This is a genomic window from Streptomyces sp. NPDC093984 (genome assembly GCF_044764595.1).
Lineage (GTDB): Bacteria > Actinomycetota > Actinomycetes > Streptomycetales > Streptomycetaceae > Streptomyces > Streptomyces cynarae.
The window spans coordinates 1-17,710 of sequence record NZ_JBIWIM010000024.1 but is presented as its reverse complement, the minus strand read 5'-3'; the positions used below and the strand labels follow the sequence as shown (position 1 = coordinate 17,710).

General features: G+C 71.4%; 13 protein-coding genes. 7 read left to right on the top strand and 6 right to left on the bottom strand.

The features are described 5' to 3' along the window. Positions 1-59 precede the first annotated feature (59 nt). Positions 60-1,217: a PucR family transcriptional regulator gene (locus tag ACIRC0_RS37335; protein WP_403625836.1), complete on the top strand. Its 1,158-nt coding sequence runs from the start codon at positions 60-62 to the stop codon at positions 1,215-1,217. 19 nt (positions 1,218-1,236) lie between these two features. Here the strand turns inward: ACIRC0_RS37335 and ACIRC0_RS37330 are convergent, their stop codons facing one another. From ACIRC0_RS37330 to ACIRC0_RS37305, 6 genes are all read right to left on the bottom strand, one after another. Continuing rightward, positions 1,237-1,734 carry an SRPBCC family protein gene (locus ACIRC0_RS37330; protein ID WP_403625833.1) on the bottom strand — a complete coding sequence of 166 codons (498 nt, stop codon included), beginning with the start codon at positions 1,732-1,734 and terminating at the stop codon, positions 1,237-1,239. A gap of 122 nt (positions 1,735-1,856) precedes the next feature. Further along, positions 1,857-4,643 carry an ATP-binding protein gene (locus ACIRC0_RS37325; protein ID WP_403625830.1) on the bottom strand — a complete coding sequence of 929 codons (2,787 nt, stop codon included), beginning with the start codon at positions 4,641-4,643 and terminating at the stop codon, positions 1,857-1,859. A gap of 150 nt (positions 4,644-4,793) precedes the next feature. Beyond that, on the bottom strand, positions 4,794-6,347 hold the full coding sequence (locus ACIRC0_RS37320; protein WP_403625827.1) for an FUSC family protein: 1,554 nt from the start codon (positions 6,345-6,347) through the stop codon (positions 4,794-4,796). A gap of 118 nt (positions 6,348-6,465) precedes the next feature. Next, positions 6,466-7,950 carry an aldehyde dehydrogenase family protein gene (locus tag ACIRC0_RS37315; RefSeq protein WP_403625824.1) on the bottom strand — a complete coding sequence of 495 codons (1,485 nt, stop codon included), beginning with the start codon at positions 7,948-7,950 and terminating at the stop codon, positions 6,466-6,468. Between the two features lie 22 nt (positions 7,951-7,972). Then, on the bottom strand, positions 7,973-8,887 hold the full coding sequence (locus tag ACIRC0_RS37310) for an SDR family oxidoreductase (protein WP_403625821.1): 915 nt from the start codon (positions 8,885-8,887) through the stop codon (positions 7,973-7,975). A 96-nt stretch (positions 8,888-8,983) separates the two neighbouring features. After that, the gene (locus ACIRC0_RS37305) at positions 8,984-9,994 is read right to left on the bottom strand and encodes an alcohol dehydrogenase catalytic domain-containing protein (RefSeq protein WP_403625818.1); all 1,011 of its coding nucleotides are present in this window, start codon (positions 9,992-9,994) and stop codon (positions 8,984-8,986) included. A 418-nt stretch (positions 9,995-10,412) separates the two neighbouring features. Between ACIRC0_RS37305 and ACIRC0_RS37300 the strand changes: the two genes are divergently transcribed. The 6 genes from ACIRC0_RS37300 (at position 10,413) to ACIRC0_RS37275 (ending at position 16,742) form a co-directional block, all read left to right on the top strand. Next, positions 10,413-11,189, top strand: a complete 777-nt coding sequence (locus ACIRC0_RS37300; RefSeq protein ID WP_403625815.1) for an SDR family NAD(P)-dependent oxidoreductase — start codon at positions 10,413-10,415, stop codon at positions 11,187-11,189. 125 nt (positions 11,190-11,314) lie between these two features. After that, positions 11,315-11,803: a DUF2000 family protein gene (locus ACIRC0_RS37295; RefSeq protein ID WP_403625812.1), complete on the top strand. Its 489-nt coding sequence runs from the start codon at positions 11,315-11,317 to the stop codon at positions 11,801-11,803. Between the two features lie 124 nt (positions 11,804-11,927). Then, positions 11,928-12,416 carry a (2Fe-2S)-binding protein gene (locus ACIRC0_RS37290; RefSeq protein ID WP_403625809.1) on the top strand — a complete coding sequence of 163 codons (489 nt, stop codon included), beginning with the start codon at positions 11,928-11,930 and terminating at the stop codon, positions 12,414-12,416. Between the two features lies 1 nt (position 12,417). Then, positions 12,418-13,395 carry an FAD binding domain-containing protein gene (locus ACIRC0_RS37285; protein ID WP_403625806.1) on the top strand — a complete coding sequence of 326 codons (978 nt, stop codon included), beginning with the start codon at positions 12,418-12,420 and terminating at the stop codon, positions 13,393-13,395. Next, entirely contained in the window at positions 13,395-15,587 is a 2,193-nt protein-coding gene (locus ACIRC0_RS37280; protein WP_403625803.1) for a xanthine dehydrogenase family protein molybdopterin-binding subunit, read from the top strand. Before ACIRC0_RS37285 ends, ACIRC0_RS37280 begins: the two co-directional genes overlap by 1 nt. A gap of 45 nt (positions 15,588-15,632) precedes the next feature. Continuing rightward, positions 15,633-16,742, top strand: a complete 1,110-nt coding sequence (locus ACIRC0_RS37275) for an XdhC family protein (RefSeq protein WP_403625927.1) — start codon at positions 15,633-15,635, stop codon at positions 16,740-16,742. Positions 16,743-17,710 lie beyond the last annotated feature (968 nt).

Genomic DNA, 17,710 nt, shown 5'->3' with positions numbered 1-17,710 from the left:
CGGAGGAGCGACCGGAGCCCGAGGGCAGAGACGGTTCGGCGAAGGGGTCACGGGTAGAGGTGTCAGCGCGTGAGGAGGGCGGGCAGCGGGTCGTCGCGCTGTGCCGCGCCGTCAACGACGATCTCGATGCCCTGGTCCCGGGCATCGTGGACCGTATCCGCGGCGAGATCCCGGGCTACGCGGTGGTGGGGCGCGCGGAGCACGAGCAGGCGGTGACCGTGCAGTACGAGGGGCTGCTCACCGGTCTGATCACACGCCGGCCTCCCTCGCGCGAGGAGAGCGAGCGGGCGCGGGAACTGGGGCGGCGCCGGGCGCAGCAGGGGCTGGCGCTGGAGTCGATGGTCAGCGCTTATCACGTCGGCTACCGCGAGATGTGGAACATCCTGCTGCAGCGGGCCGGCTCCGACGACCAGGCGATGCGCTCGGAACTGGCGGGCCTGGTCGGCACGGTGTGGATGTGGATCGAGCGGGCGAGCAGCGCGGCGGCCGACGCGTACGGAGAGGCCGTACGCGCGGAGGACGCCGCCCGGCTCGCCCTGACCCACCGCTTCCTGGACGCTTTGACGGCGGGCGGACCGCCCACGGCTGAGCACGCGCACATAGCGCAGGCGCTCGGCTTCGATCCGGCCGGCAGGTTCCAGGCCGTGTGCTCGCCCGGAGTGGAGTGGTCGGAGGAGGACATCGAAGCGCTGCGCAGCCGTATGCGCCGCCACCGCGGAGCGATGCTGTGCGCCAACCGGGACAACGCGCTGATCGCCGTCCTTCAGGGGGTGTCCGCCGACGTGTTCCTCGATGTTCTGCGCGGGCTCGGGCCCCGGCCGGCGGGGGTCGGTCTGGTCAGGGAGGGGCTGACGGGGGCCGGCGTGAGCATCCTTGACGCCAGGGAGGTCCTGCCCGCCGACGGCACGGGAGTGGCGCGGTACGAGGACGACTGGCTGGCCGCGACCGTCCGCCCGCAGTCCGGCAGGCTGACCGCGCTGCTCGGCCCGTGCGCCGCGGCGGCCGGGAAGCACCCGGACCTGGCGGAGACGATCCGCGCGTTCGCCCGGCACGGCTTCTCGCTCACCGGCACCGGCCGGGCCCTGCACATCCACCCCAACACCGTCAGGTACCGGCTGGACCGCTGGCAGGAGGTGACGGGGTTCGACGTGCGCACGTGGGCGGGTCTGAGCGCCAGCATGGTCGGGCTCGACCTGTCCCGCCGCCCGGGTTCCTGAGCGGCGGCCGGCTGGGGGGTCAGCGTGCCGGTGAGCAGTTCTCCACCCGCTGCTTGAGGGCGGCGAGCCAGCCGTACCGCAGGAAGTTCTCCCACTCGGGGTGTGCCTCGCGCATGGTGACCGCGGTGGCGCCGCGCGCCGCCTGCTCGCTGACGACGACCGTCGCTTCGTACCGCGGCTCGAAGGTCCAGCCGTGGTAGAAGTGCAGCCCCGGGCCGAGCCCCGACCAGCCGAGGCGGGTGGCCGGCTGCCACTGCGCGATCAGGCACTCCAGGTCCACCTCGAACAGTCGGTAGCGGAAGGACTCCTGCAGGCTCAGCGCGCCGCCCGACATGGTCGGTCCGGCCTCCGTGACGCCCGGCACCCACAAGGGCCAGCGGTCGAGATCCGCCAGACAGCCGAACACCGCTGCGGGCGAGGCGTTGATCGTGGTGCTCGCCCGGAAGTGGTAGTCGGCTTCGTCCGGAGTGAATCCGGACGGCCAGTGAACCGTCAGGCCCATGTGATCGCTGGGCATGTCATCGTCTTCCCCTCGCCGCCACCCGTCCCCCAAGACTGGCTCGTGCGGCAGGTCGGGGCATCCGTCATCTGACTGCCGTACGGCGGCGGACCCGGCCGGGGACACGTCGGGTACGGCGGTCAGGCGTCCGTCGGGCCCTCGTCGAGGGAGGCCAGCGCGTCGCGCAGTGCCGCGCGCGTGGTGATCCCGAGCTTCGGATAGATCTGGTACAGGTGGGAGCCGACGGTGCGGTGCGAGAGGAAGAGGCGTTCGCCGATCTGCTTGTTGGTCAGACCGGTGGCGGCCAGGGTGGCGATCTCCAGCTCCTGCGGGGTGAGCTGTGCCTTGGGGGCCTCCCCCGCCGCCCTGGGCAGGATCTCGCCGGCCGCCCGCAGTTCGGCGGCCGCCCGGTTCGCCCACGGGGTCGCACCGAGTCGGCGGAAGGCGGCGAGCGCGGACGACAGGTGGGTGCGCGCCTCGCCGGTGTTGCGGGCGCGTCGCAGGTACTCGCCGTACAGCAGCTCCGTACGTGCGTGTTCGAAGGGCCAGCGGCGGGCCTCACCGGCGAGCGCGGCCTCGAAGTGCCGCTCGGCCTCCTTCCCGGTGGCGGTGATCGCCTCGATGACGTCCACCTGCGCGGCCATCCGTGGTGAGAGGGCGGCCATGTTCGAGTTCCTGACCGCCCCGGCGTGATCGCGTGCCTCGTCGGTGCGTCCGGTCCGGATTGCGGACTCGACCAGGTCGAGCGCGTTCCACATGGCGTGCGGCACGAAGGGGGCCAGCTCGCCGGGCGGGGAGACCAGGCAGGACTGGCGGTAGGCCTCCTCCAAGTCACCGGAGCCCATCGCGCACAGGGCCCGCGCCTGCGCGGCCCAGAGCGCGGCCCCGTGGGCGCCACGGGGTGCGGCCCACTGCTTGATCTGGTCGGTCAGTACCCGGCTGGTGTCGGTCTGTCCGCGCGCGGCGGCGGTGAAGGCCTGGCAGTAGCGGAAGTACCAGACGAAGAAGTGGAACTCCTGCTCCTCGCAGATCCTGAGTCCTTCCTCGGCGAAGCCGTCCACCTCGTCCCAGCGCGCGGTCGACAGGTACTCGACGCAGAGGTGCATGAGGGCGCCGAGGTGGCGGCGGGCGGGGCTCTCGCCGCGGCGTCCTTGGCGGATCACTCGCCAGGAGGCCTCTCTGAGGTCGCCGAGCCGGTCGGGATAGACCGACGCGGTGCCCATGCGGATCACGCGGGTGGGGTCGGTCTCGGCCGAGGATTCGCGCAGCACCCGGTCCAGGCGCGGCAGGGCCTGGACACCGGTGCGGGCGGCGTCGCCGAAGGTGTGGGCGGTCAGCCAGAGCAGTTCCGGGACCGCCTCGCCCAACCGGTCCATGGCCTGGAACAGCGGTTTCCACAGTTCGGCGCGGCCTCCGTACCAGCACAGCAGCAGGAGGGTGTGCAGGGCCTCGGCGAGCGCGAAGTCGTCGTACGGCTCCGGGCCGGCCAGATGCGCCTCGACCGCGCCGACGACGAGGGTGTGGGCCGTGTCGACGTCGCCGTCGGTGTTGATCAGCAGGTGGGCGGTGGCCGCGGCGGCCAGGAGCGAGTCGCGCAGGGCCGGGTCGACTCGTCGTGCGCTGTCCAGCAGGACGGAGGCGCTGCGCAGTTCGCCTCCGGCGTCCGCCCCGATGTAGGCGGCCTCCGCCAGCCTGCGGCTCTTGTCCTGGGGCAGTGGGCTCAGCCGCGCGGCACGGGACAGGGCGGCGACGGCACCGGTGGCATCCCCCCGGGCCAGATTGCGCTGGGCCGCGGTCTCCAGCAGTTTGGCGACCTCCTCGTCGGCCGAGAAGGCGGCTTCCCCGAGGTGCCAGGCGCGGCGCTCCGGGTGCGCGGTCAGGGTGTCGGCCAGCGTGCGGTGCGCGTCGCGGCGCTCACCGGAGGTGGCGCTCTCCACCACAGCGGAGGCGAGCAGCGGATGCGTGAAGGCGAGCCGGTACGAGGCGAGGTCCACCGTCACCACGCGGGATCGTTCCGCCGGGCCCAGGTCGTCCACGAAGGAGGCTCCGATCCCTTCTTCGATCACCGAGAGGTCGCCCGTGCCGTCGAGGGCGGCCAGGAGCAGGGCATGACGGCAGCCCGCGGGGAGTTCCGCGACGCGCTCCGCGAACAGGGTCTTCAGGCGTTCGTTGAGCGGCAGCACGGAGGGCATGCTCGCCTCGGCCTGCTGCTGCGGTCCCGACAGCACCGACGGCAGTTCGACCAGGGCGAGTGGGTTGCCGCGGGCCTCCGTGACCAGGCGGCGCCGCACGCTGAAGGCGAGACGAGGGTGAACGGTTTGCAGAAGTTCGTGGGCGGAGTCGTCCCCAAGGGGCTGGAGGACGTGCTCGGGCAGGCCACCGCGTTCGAAGTAGCCGTCGGAGCCCGAGCGGGCGGTGGCGAGAAAGCCGACTCGGCTGCCGATGAGGCGGCGGGCCACGAATCCCAGGACCACGGCCGTGGACCGGTCCAGCCAGGGCACGTCGTCCACGATCAGAAGAACCGGAGCCTCCTCAGCGACCCGGCGCAGCAGGAGCAGGGTCGCCATGGACACCAGGAGCCGGTCCGGAGCGGCCCCGGAGCCGATGCCGGTCGCCACGCGCAGGGCGTCGCGGTGGGCTTCGTCCAGGTGGTCGAGATGGGGCAGCAGCGGAACCAGCAGCTGATTGAGGCCGGAGTAACCGATGTCGGCCTCGAACTGGACGCCGGCCACCCTCAGCACGGTGCATCCGAGTCGCTCGGCGTCCTGTGCGACGGCGTCCAGCAGGGCCGACTTGCCGATACCCGGGTCACCCGTCACGATCAGCGCGCCGCCCTTGACCGATGCCTCGGTGAAGAATCGGCGGATGAAGTCGAGTTCGTCCTGCCGACCGATCAGCGGGCGCGAGTGCACCGGGGTGGTATCCATCGCCGGCCTTTCCTCCGGGGCCAAGGTGCCACGCGCTTTTTCGTCAGCCTCGAAACTCGAGCCCGGAAAATCGGACCGGCCCGCAATGGCATATGAAATTCTTTGACTCGGACTTCCAGGCGAGATCAAGCCTAAGCGGCTGAATCTGTGCTATGCAAGCCCATGTCCGAGGTTGGGGTTTCTTCCTCCGCCGGTGAAGATCCACTCTTGCACGCTGTCCGTCAGTCGCGCCAACTCGGGCCTGGTGCAGGGGCGATGCGGTGCCGCGAGGTCGCGTCGTGGCGGCTCGCTCTCGGCGGTTGCCAGCAGTGCGGCAAGGCTCCGGAGTGGCTCGGCGTACGTATGGTCGCCCTTCTCGGCCTCCCGATGGCGGCGCAGCGCTTCGTCCGCCACCGCGTTCGTGTCCCTGACTACGGCATCCAGTTCGGCGATGCCGTTGCGCACTGCGGGCCGTTCACCGGCGGCGCGCTCGGAGACGAGTGAGAGATGACGAATCCGGCGCGTGAGAATGTCCGCGTTTCGGTCCCCCGGCCCGTCCGGTTCCGGCTCTTCCAGGAGGTCGGCCGCGGCCACGAGGACGGCCCGTACGGCTCGCAGCCGCTGCTCCACCGCCCAGTGGACGGTCACCAGTTGGCCCGCGGCGACGGCGCCGACACAGCCGAGGAGGGTCTGCAGCAACCGTTCTCCCGCCAGTGTCCAGGGCGCGACGGTCACCGGTGACGCGACGGAGGCCAGCACGGTCGCCGTGGGCGTCACGGAGATCATCGCCAGTGCGTAGTTGCGTGCCACGACGCATTCGGTGGCGAAGGCGAAGAAGGCGAGGAGCAGCACTGTCATCGCCGTGCCGGGGTGGAAAGCGAGTACGGCCCCTGCCACGAGGCATCCCACGAGGGTGCCGGTGCCGCGCAGCAGGGCGCGGTCGTTCACGCTGGTCGCGTGGTTGCCCGCGGTCAGGATGGCGGCGGCGGTGGCCATGGCCCAGAAGGGATGCGGGGCGCCGATCGCCAGCGCCAGGACACCGCCGAGCGCCACACCGGCTCCGGTGCGCAGTCCCGCCCAGGTCAGGGTGGGTGCGTAGAGCTGCCAGGTGGGGGGCCGGAGGGGACCGGGGCGCCACGGCTGCCGACGTGGCCGGCCATGGGTTGGGCTTCGGTCGGGTGCCGGGTGCCCGGCGTGTGCCGAGCCCAGGTCTCGCAGGCAGGCGCTCACCCAGACGAGCAGCGTCGCCAGCAGCCCGGTAGCCGCGATCGCCGCGACGAGGGGAAGGGGATCACGCGGTGGCAAGGCGGTGGCGACGGCTCCTACCAGGACGGGCATGACCATCCCGGGTGGCCTGGCCGCGAAGGCACCGCAGACGAGGGTGACCACCGTCGCCCAGGCGCCGGTCACCGCCACCGCGAGCCAGGGCCGGCCCTGCGCCGTACCGCACACCCAGAATCCGACGGCGAGTCCGAGCGTGGCCAGGGCGACCGCGCGGGCGTCACGAGCCGGCGGGCTCGGTCTGCCGTAGAGGGCGGCGAAGGAGCCGAGGCCGCCGATCGCTCCGAGCGCGGGACGGTGCGCGGCAAAGGCCAGCGACATGGGCAGCGCCATGCAGACGGCCGCGATGGTGGCGGTGCGGTAGCGCTGGGGTGCGGGCTGGGTGCGGACGAGCCTGGCCAGCAGGCGGGAGGCGCGGGCCCGGTCGAGCGGGGTGGCGGTCATGTCGGTGGCTCCAGGTCGGGGCGCTGGTCACGGCGGGCCCGGAATCGGCACACGGCTGCCGCATCGACGAGCGCGCCGATACGACAGCCGTCCGCGTCCGGTGCGGCGGGCCAACCGGTCACACCGGATAAGGAGTGTGACGGTCCGTCACGGTCACCCAGCGGGTCTCGGTGAAGAACTCCGCGCCCCACTCGCTGCCGAAGTGGCCGTAGCCGCTGTTCTTCACGCCGCCCACCGGGGCCTGGGGTTCGTCTGCGACCGACTGGTCGTTGACGTGCGTGGCGCCGTGACGCAGGCGGCGTGCCACGTCGAGACCGCGCGAGGCGTTTTCGGTGAACACCGCGCTGGAGAGCCCGTATTCGGTGTCGTTGGCGAGGTCGACGGCCTCATCCACCGTGTCGACCCGGAAGATGGTGGCGACCGGTCCGAACACTTCCTCGTGGTAGATCCGCATGTCGGGCGTCACCTTGTCGAGGATGGTGGCCGGGTAGAACGCGCCGTCGGCGAGGCCACCTCCGAGCAGGACCTCGGCGCCCTTCTCCACCGCGTCGGCCACCAGCCCCGCCACGCGCTCGGCCGCCCGGGCGTTGACGAGCGGGCCGACGAGGGTGTCGGGCCGGGACGGGTCGCCCTGGCCGAGTGCCGCCGCCTTGGCGACGAAGGCCCGCACGAACGCGTCGGCGATGCCGTTCTGCACGATCACCCGGTCCACGCACATGCAGATCTGGCCGGAGTTCATGAACTTCGCCAGGGTGACCCCGGCGGCCGCGTACTCCGGGTCGGCGTCGTCGAGCACCACGATGGGGTTCTTGCCGCCCAACTCCAGGATGACGGGCTTGAGATGCTCGCCCGCCAGGCGGCCGACAATCCGCCCGACCGGAGTCGAGCCGGTGAAGTTGACCCGGCGGACCCGCTCGTCCGCCACGAGTGCCTCCACGACGGCGGGGGCGTCGGCTCGGTCGTTGGTGACGACGTTGACCACGCCGGCGGGCACACCCGCGTCGGCGAGCACGTCGGCGAGGAAGAAGCCGCTGGTGACGGGCGCGTCCTCGCTTGGCCTGATGACCACCGGGTTGCCCGTGGCCAGGGCCACGGCGATGGCACGGGCGCAAAGGATCAGAGGGCCGTTCCACGGCACGAACGCCGCCACGACACCGGCGGGCGCCCGGACGGCCATGGACAACTCCCCCGGCACATCCGTGGCGAGCAGCGCGCCGGCCGGGCGGGTGGCCATGGTCGCGGCCTGTCGCAGCAGGTCAGCGGACATCCGGATGTTGAAGGCCGCCCAGGTCCTGGTGCCGGCGGTCTCGTGGACCATGATCTGAGTGAACCGGTCGACGCGTTCCTCCAGCAGGGACGCGGCCTTCTCGAGCATCGCGCGGCGGGCCGAGGGCGCGGTCCCGGCCCAGGCGGGAAAGGCGGCGTGTGCGGCGGCCACGGCGCGTTCCACGTCGTCGATGCCCGCGGCCGGAACCGTCATATACACCTTTCCGGTCACGGGGTTTAGGTCGTCGGTGGTGCGTCCCGAGGCCGCCGGAACCTCGGTGCCCGCGATGAGCAGGCCGCGGGTGGCGACGGTGCGTTCCTGTACCTGGTCGATCATTACGTCCTCCTGAGCTGGTCACTCAACCGATCGGGGTGTCTGTCACGGGGCAGTGCGGGTGGAGGACGTCCTCCAGGCCGACGCGCGCCAGGAATTCCTCGCGGATGCGGTCGGCGACCCGGCTGACTTCCTCGGCTCCGTCGTTTGCCGGGTCCACATGGACGCGGAAGGGCCGCGAGCCGTGCGGCGTGTCGACGACCCTGGCCACGGCCTCGGCGACCTGGGAGACACCGGCGTCGGCGGGGGCCAGGGCGGCGAGGCGCTTGCTGACCTGCTCCACCAGACCCGGGTAGCGCTCCTCGTACGCCGTGACGGTCCGCTCGTCGGCGGGGCGTCCGCCTGTGGCGAAGTGATTGGTGCCCTTGGTGAAGGACCCGGGAACGACGATCGTGGTCTCGATGTTGAACCGGGCCAGCTCACTGGCGTAGCTGACCGCGAGGGAGTCCATCGCCGCCTTGGCCGCGAAGTAGGGGGCGAGATACGGCGGGGTGCCGCCCCGGGTGCTGGTGGAACCTATCCACAGCAGTAGTGCCTTGCCCTGCTCACGCAGCCGGGGCAGGGCGGCGCGGTTCACACGCTGGGTGCCGAGCACGTTGGTGTCGTAGACCGCGGCGATCTCCTCCGGGGTGAACGCCTCGGTGGGACCGGTCACCATGTGACCGGCGTTGTGGATCACCACATCGAGCCGCCCCGCCTGGTCGAACACCGTGTTGATGGCGGCGTCGGCCGACTCCTGGGAAAGCACGTCGAGTTCGACGGTGCGCAGGTCGGCATCGTTGTCCGCCGCCCACTGGGCGGCGTCGGCGACCCGGCCGGCGTTACGGCCCTGGGTGTCGCGCATCGCGGCGTAGACGGTGTGGCCCGCCTTGGCCAGAGCGCGGGCGCTGAGCGCGCCGAAGCCTGAGCCGGCGCCGGTGATGAGGATGGTCTTGCTCATGGGGGTGCCTCCTGAAGCGAGTTGAGGATGGTCGAGGGGACGCCTGCGTGTGCGGGTGCTGTCTGGTGGGAGATCCGGTCGTGGTCCCAGGGACCGTCAGAGGAAGGAGATGACCGACCGGCCCGAGCTGCGGCCGGCCGCCATGGCGTCAAGGGCAGCGGGCGCCTCATCGAGGCCGATGGGGGTGACCTTGGGGAAGATGCCGTGGGAGGCGGAGAAGGCGAGGGTGTCGCGCAGGTCGTGCGGCGAACCGGAGGGCGAGGCGATCACGTGCAGCCGGTTGAGCACCATCGGCTGGATGGGCAGCTGGAGCGGTTCGGTGCCGTATCCGCAGAAGACGAGCGTTCCGTCGGGGGCCAGGCCGCCGAGGGCCGCGGCACCGGCCGAGGTGGAGGGGGCCGCGTTCAGGACGACGTTCGCCCCGCCCTCCCACTCTTTGAGTGCCTGCGCGGGGTCGGTGTCCTGCGTCGCCACGAACAGCTCGGCGCCCAGTTCCTTCGCCGCGTCGGCACTCTTCTGGGAACGGCCCACGACGGCCACTCGGGCGCCCATGGCGACGGCGTAGCTGATGGCGAGTGCGCCGATGCCGCCGGCACCGACGATCGCCACACGTGACCCGGCGGTGACGCCTCCCTGGCGCAGTCCGTTGAACGCGGTGATGCCCGCGCACATCAGCGGGGCCGCCGCGACGGGATCCATGCCGGTGGGCAGTTCGGTGACGAATCCGGCCTTGAGGATCACGTACTCGGCGTATCCGCCGTCCGCGACGATGCCGGTGATCCGCTTGGCGGAGCACAGTATCTGCTCGCCGCGCACGCAGTAGTCGCAGTGGCCGCAGGAGTCGTAGAGGAACTGACCGCCGACAGCCGTGCCGACGGTGGGTGAAGTGACTCCGGGACCGGTGGCCGCGACCACGCCGGTGATCTCGTGGCCGGGGGTGATGGGGAAGCGGGCGAAGGGGTAGTGGCCGCGCAGGAGGTTGAGGTCGGAGAAGCAGACCCCGCAGGCGGTCACACGGACGAGCACCTCGCCGAAGCCTGGCTGGGGAACGTCGAGTTCGGTCAGGGACAGCGGTGCGTCAACCGCGGTGGCGATGGCTGCGTGCATGAGTCGGACCTCGGGTTCCTTGAGCTTTCGCGACCAGGCCGGCCGCGTCTGTCGCCGATGAGTCTTCGCCCCGGCTCGACGCGGACGGATGCGTCAAATGACTGCCGGTGCTTCGGTGCCTGCCGGGGAGTCGCCGGCGCGGTGATCGCTGAGCGACGCGAGGCGCGTAACGCGCACGATCCGACGACTGCCGGATCGACGATCCGACGACCTGCGGGGAACTCAGTCGACGGGCAAACGGGCCACATCGGCCCCGCCTGGGCCCGATGACGGCCCAGACCTCCGATGCGGCACCCGGACCGCGGTATCGGAGCCAGTCAGATGACCGATGTACCGCCGTGCCGCTGCTCCGAGCATGGAAATGGCGGCGCGCGCCCTGCCCGCTCGCCGACTCTCACCAATGGAAAGGAGCAGTTCCATGGCCCACGTCTTCATCACGGGCACGACCGACGGTCTCGGTCTGGCGGCGGCACGCCTGCTCATCGAGCAGGGCCACACGGTGACCGGGCACGCCAGGAACGAGCGCAGGGCGGAGCAGCTCCGCGAGCGGTGCCCCGAGATGGACACGGTTCTGGTGGCCGACCTGTCGAGCCGCAAGCAGACGGTCGACCTGGCGGAACAGGCGAACGCCGGCGCGCCGTTCGACGCCGTGATCCACAACGCCGGCATCGGCTACCGGGAGCGCGCCAAAATCACGACCGAGGACGGACACGCGCATGTCCTGGCCGTCAATGTGCTCGCCCCGTACATCCTCACCTGTCTGATGCGCCGGCCCGAGCGCCTGGTCTACCTCAGCAGCGGTATGCACCAGGGCGGGCGCGGCGACACACGCGACCTCGACTGGGAGCGTCGTCCCTGGAACGGCGCCCAGGCGTATTCGGACAGCAAGCTGTACGACGCCACGCTCGCCTTCGCCGTGGCGCGGCTGTGGCCCGATGTGCTGAGCAACTCCCTGGAGCCGGGCTGGGTGCCCACCAAGATGGGCGGCCCCGGCGCTCCCGACGACATCACTCAGGCGCACATCACCCAGGCATGGCTCGCGGTCAGCGAGGACCCGGAGGCGAAGGTGAGCGGCCGCTACTTCTACCACCGGCAAGAGGTACCGCCCTCACCCGCCGCGCTCGACGTCGGTTTCCAGGACGATCTGCTGGCGACCTTGGAGGAGCTCACCTCGGTGCCGTTCCCTCGTTCGTGAGGACGACCGCCGCAACGCCTGTGACTTCCCCGAAGGGGGGCCGACGGATGTTTCGGTTTCCTCGCTCCTTTCCGGGGACCCGGCCGAGCAGGCTGGGGGCGTCCTCATCAGGCGCAGGAGAACAGATGACGATCTACGTTCCCACCAGTACTCCGGTCGGCGAGGGTCCGTACCGTCTGCGCGGCCGACTGTCCGTCGAGCACATGGTCATCGGCGTCGACGAGAAACTCAGCGCGGAGACGATGCTGAACGCCGCCGCCATCGTCAGCGTGACCGCGGGCGCCCGGATGCCCGGCGTGCGAGGGCTCGACCTGCCGGACGCCGACCACAGCGTCCACACCGGGACGCCAACCTCCTGCGTCGCCGTGCTCCCCACCTCGCAGGCCGACATGGTGGCGCTGCGGGAGGCGGCCGTCCGGGCCGACCTGGGAGTCTGCGAGTGCCCCGTCCGCCCCGGCACCGCTTTCGGTGACGTGGAGCCGACACAGCTCTTGCGGAGCACGCCGACGCGCGAGCCGGCGTACGCCGCTCTCGCTCTCTACGGGCCGCGCAAGGTCGTCGAGGCTGTGACCTCGGTGCTCACAGCGGCCGGCGGACACAACGGCACCGTCTGACGGGCGGCGACAGTCGTCCAGGCCAGTCACTTGACCGATGCCCGGGCTCGTCGATCCCGCCAGGCTTGCGTCCCTCGGACTCCCCGTTTCCCACGATCTACCGCCCTTGCTCAGGAGCGATGCGATGCCGAACGAGACCCTCACCCCAGAAGTGACCGTGACCTTGCAGATCAATGGGACGGCGACGCAGGTGACCTGCGACGTACGCACGACTCTGCTCGATCTCCTGCGCGAGCGGCTTCGGCTGACCGGCACCAAGAAGGGCTGCAACCGGGGAGAGTGCGGCGCCTGCACGGTCCACCTCGACGGGCGCCGCGTCAACGCCTGCATGGTGTTGGCCGCGAGCGCCGACGGCTGTGCCGTGACGACGATCGAAGGGCTCGCGCGGAACGGCGCGCTGCACCCCGTCCAGCAAGCCTTCATCGACGCGGACGCCTTCCAGTGCGGCTTCTGCACCCCCGGCCAGATCATGTCGGCGGTCGGCTGCATCAGGGAGGGGCACACCGGGTCGAACGACGAGATCCGGGAGTGGATGAGCGGGAACATCTGCCGCTGCTCCGCGTATCCGCAGATCGCCGCCGCTGTCGAGGCGGCCGCCGGAGAGGAGCGGTGACATGCGGCCCTTCACCTACGTCCGCGCCGAATCCGTGCCCGACGCCCTGAACGGTGCGCATACCGCGGACACCCTGTTCCTCGCCGGTGGCACCGAGCTGCTCAACTGGGCGCGGATCGGCATCGAGTCGCCGCGCCGGCTGGTCGACATCGGCCGGCTGCCCGGGCTGGACGAGATCGTCTCCCACGGCGACGGCCTCCGCATCGGTGCGCTGGCCCGGCTCAACGACGTGGCACAGGACCCGCGCGTCGAGACGTCGTACCCGGTGCTCGCCCAGGCCATCCTCAAGGCGGCTTCCGCGCAGCTGCGCAACCTGGCCACCATCGGCGGCAATCCGGTGCAGCGCACCCGCTGTCCCTACTTCCGCTCCCACGACCCGGTCGCCTGCAACAAGCGCGAACCCGGCTCCGGTTGCGCGGCCCTGCACGGCGCCAACGAGCGGCTGGCCATCTTCGGGTGGACCGAGGGCTGCGTGGCCGTACAGCCCTCGGACCCCGCGGTCGCCCTCGCCTGCCTGGACGCGGTGATCATCACCGAGCATGTGGAGGGCGGGCGCAGGATTCCGGCGGCGGAGTTCCACACCCTGCCCGCCGACGACCCGGCCGCGCACAACGTGCTGCGCCCCGGTGAGCTGATCACCGGCATCGAACTGGGGGCGCCGGCGCCCAAGTCGGCCTACGTCAAGGTGCGCGAGCGCCAGAGCTACGAGTTCGCCCTCGTCTCGGCCGCTGCCGCGGTCGAGGTCCAGGACGGCTTGATCGCCCGTGCGCGTCTGGCCCTCGGCTCCGTGGCGCCGCGCCCGTGGCGTCTGTACGAGGCGGAACAGGCGCTGGTGGGGCTGCGGCCCGGCAGCCCCGATCTGCTGGACGCCGTGACCTCGGGCTTCGCCGACAGCCGCCCGCTCTCCTCGAACGCGTACAAGATCCCGCTCGCCCGCAACACGGCGCTGCGGGCCCTCGAACTGGCCCTGGAGGCGTGATGACCAGCATGCGTGGCGCGACGAGGCAGGACGGTCCCGCCAAGGTCACCGGGGCGGCCGCGTACGCCGCCGACCACACGGTGGACGGGCAGTTGTACGCGGTCCTGGTCGGGGCGACCATCCCCGCCGGCCGGGTCTGCGGCTACGACCTCGACGAAGCGCGCGGGGAGCCAGGGGTCGTCCACGTGCTGACCGGGCTTCCGGCCGTCGACGAGGCGTTCGCCGCACTGCCGAGCCCTCCGCTCGCGACCCGCTTCCTGCCCCTGCAGTCGGACGTGGTGCACTACTGGGGCCAGCCCGTGGCCATGGTCCTGGCCGAGTCCCTGGAAGCGGCCGAGGGCGCCGCGATGCGCGTATGCGTGCACTACACGCGTGAGCCCTTCATCAACCCGGACACGGCGGTGGCCGTATCGCCGTCACCGGAGAGCGGCTACGGCGTGCTCACCGATCTGGAGTTCCGCAAGGGCGACGCGGTCGCGGCCCTCGCGGCGGCGCCCGTGCGCGCGGAGGGCACCTACACTCAGCCGTCCCGGCACGGCAATCCCATGGAACCGAGCGCGATCGTCGCCGAGTGGCAGGACGGCCGGCTGACCGTGCACGACTCCGTGCAACACATCTACGCGGTGCGGGACATCCTGGCGGCGGCCTTCGGCATCGCCTCCGACAGCGTGCGGGTGATCGCCCGTCACACCGGCGGCGGCTTCGGTACCAAGGCGTTCGTCTGGCCGCACGAGATCCTCGCCGCCCAGGCCGCCAAGGCCGTCGGCCGTCCGGTGAAGCTGGTGCTCAGCCGCCAGGACATGTACAGCGTCGTCGGCTACCAGCCGCTGACGGAACAGCGCGTGTCCCTGGGCGCCGACGAGAGCGGCGCATTGCGGGCCGTGGTCCACGAGGTCGACAACATCACCGCCGTCACCGACGACTACGTGGAATTCGCCGGCGTGCCCTCCAGGTCCCTGTACGCCTCCCCGAACATCTCCACGAGCCAGCGGGTGCGGCGCGGCCACGTCAACCTGTCGTCGTTCATGCGCTCGCCCATCGACGGTCCCGGCACCTGGGCGCTGGGTTCCGCCATGGACGAACTGGCTCACACGCTCTCGATGGATCCGCTGACGCTGCGCCTGGTCAACTACGCGGAGACCGATCCCGCCGACGGCGCTCCCTGGTCCTCGAAGAAGCTGAAGAAGGCGTACGAGGAGGGCGCCCGGCGGTTCGGCTGGTGGGACCGGCCCAAGGGCGGCACCCGGGACGGGCACTGGCTCATCGGCTGCGGCATGGCCGACTGCACCCAGGGCCAGTTCCGGTTCACCTCCAAGGCCCGGGTCCGGCTGCGGGCCGACGGCACCGCGCGGATTGAGGCCGGCTACACCGACATCGGCGCGGGGGCCACCACGATCTTCCCGCAGATCGTTGCGGAGATCCTCGGCCTCGACATCCGCTCCGTCCAGGGGGTGGCCGGCGACACCGACCTGCCGTACGCGGGTCCCCACTACGGATCGGGCACGACCCTCGCCATGGGCACCGCGGTGCACGGGGCCGCGCACGACGTCCTGCGCCGGCTCGCGAAGGCTGTGTCGTGGCCGGCCGAGGAGGTGCGCGCCGACTCCGGCGCCCTCGTCCGGCGCGGCGAACGTCGGCCGTACGGTGACATCCTGCGCGCCGCCGGCCTGGACGAGGTGGTCGGCCACGGGGAGATGGTGCTGCCCGGAGGCGGCTCCGCCGACGCGGGGGCGCCGGGTGTCTCGTCGCGCACCTTCGGCGCCATGTTCGTGGAGGTCGGCGTCGACCCCGATCTCGGGCTGCTGCGGCTGCGCCGGGCGACGGGCGTCTACAGCGTCGGCGCGGTCGTGAACGAGCGCACCGCCCGCTCCCAGATGATCGGCGGACTCGTGTGGGGCTGGGGCATGGCCGCCATGGAGGCCAGCCATTTCGAGCCGCGGCTCGGCCGCTGGCTGTCCCAGGACCTCGCGGGCGTGGCCCTGCCGGTGAACGCCGACATCCCGCCCCACATCGACATCTCCTTCGTCGAAGAGTTCGACCCGCACGCCGGGCCGCTCGGCGCCAAGGGGATCGGGGAACTGTCCGCCACCGGCATCGCGGCAGCGGTCGCCAACGCGGTGTTCGACGCGACGGGACGGCGCGTGCGGAACCTCCCGATCACGCCCGACAAACTCCTTGACCCCCGCATGTGACCACCGGACCCGGCCCGGACAAGACCCATGCCCCTGGAGGAGAAGGTGCTGGACATAGCAGCCGAGGCGCTGCACAGCTGGAGCGTGCGCGCCGAACCCTTCGCGGTCGCCACCGTGGTGTCGACCAGCGGCAGCGCACCCCGCCCGGCGGGCGCGGCCATGGCGGTCGACGCGGCGGGCCAGGCGGTCGGCAGCGTCTCGGGCGGCTGCGTCGAAGGAGCCGTGTACGAGCTGTGCCGGGAGGTGCTGGCCGGGCGCGGACCCGTCCTCGAGCACTTCGGGTACAGCCGGGACGACGCTTTCGCCGTAGGGCTCACCTGCGGTGGCGCCCTCGATGTGTTCGTGCAGCGCGTCGTACCCGCCGAGCAGCCGGAGATCGCGGCGGCCCTGGCGGCGACGGCCGCGTGCGAGCCCGTCGCCCTCACCCGGGTGGTGTCCGGCCCCGGGCATCTGCTCGGTCGGGCCATGCTGGTACGGCCGGACAGGGAGGCGGTGGGGACCCTGGACGGTGGCGACCTCGACCGCTGGGCCGCGAACGAGGCGGGTGCCCTGCTGAGCGCCGGCGTCACGGGGCTCGTCCACCACCTGTGCGGCGACGAGACGGTGACGCTGCTGGTCGAGTCGCAGACGACGGCGCCCCGACTGCTCGTCTTCGGCGCCGTCGACTTCGCCGCCGCGCTCACGCGCGCGGGCGCGCTGCTGGGCTACCGGGTGACCGTGTGCGACGCCCGCCCGGTCTTCGCCACGCCGGCGCGGTTCCCCGCGGCCCACGAGGTGGTGGTGGACTGGCCGCACCGCTACCTCGCCTCGACACCGACCGACGCCAGAACCGTGGTCTGTGTGCTCACTCACGACGAAAAGTTCGACATACCCCTGCTGACCCGGGCCCTGCGGATGCCACTGGCCTACGTCGGCGCCATGGGGTCGCGCCGCACCCACGAGCAGCGGCTGCGCCTGCTCGCCGACGCGGGACTCCCCCCCGAGCAGCTCGACCGGCTGCACTCACCCATCGGCCTCGACCTCGGCGCCCGCACCCCCGAGGAGACCGCCCTGTCGATCATGGCCGAGGTGATCGCGTGGCGGAACGGAGCCAGCGGCTTGCCGTTGCGGCAGCTCGAGGGTCCGGTGCACCGTCCCCTCATGTCCGTCGTGTGAGTGTCGTCAGCGCCCCCTGGATGCCTGCCGTAACGATCGTCCCGGCGGATACCGTGCGGTCATGTCCGTGTTCCTGCCGCTGCCGGCCGAGGCGACCACCGGCCGGGATCCCTCGGTTACTACACGGCGGTGCGGGAGGACCTCGGCCTCCCGCCGGGCCACTCGGCGCGCCGGCCACTGTCCGCGGACCCCGCCCCGCCTCAGCGGTAGCCGTTGGGGTCCACCTACACCTCCCCCGACAAGGGGCCCCTGTTCGACCAGGGAAACCAGCAGCGCGTCTACTCCACCGTCTTCATGGACCTCAGCGTCGCCTCACCCAACGTGGCCCCCTACACCGACGGCGTTGACGCCTACCACTCCAACGTCCGCTACGACTACGCCGGCAAGATCGCCGGCAAGTACCTGGGCACCGTCTTCACCCAGGCCCACGTTGAGCTCGCCATGAGCCAGAAAGATGCGGCAGTCAAGGAAAGCGCTCTGCACATCTACGACGCCCAAAAGCACCCCGAACGCACCTTCCCCTCCTGGCCCGGCAAGACCGTCCCGGGAGAGAAGGAACCCCTGCACCGGCTCGTCAGCCCGGACAAGATCGAAGCAAATCGTAAGAAGTCCATCGGCGAGTGCAAAAAGGTCTGGGGTGACTACACGGGCAGCGGGCAGGACTGTCCTGCGAACGGCCCAGCAGGGGCGAACGAGCGCACGAGTGAGCGTACAGATCTTCGTAGGCGGCTCGCCGGTTCGGGTGGTTCATGCGCGGCGGACCACCGGCGGGAGAAGGGTCAAGCGTCCCTCGGCCCGGGCGGGGTGTGGAAGCCCCTATGTTTCGTCAAGCCGCAGAAGGGACCTGGTTGGTGGCTCGGGGCTGGATGTGCTGGTAGAGCTCGCGGGCGACGTACCGCTTGAGGCATCGGATGATCTCGCGCTTGGACATGCCCTCGGCGGTGCGTCGCCGCAGGTACTCCTGGGTG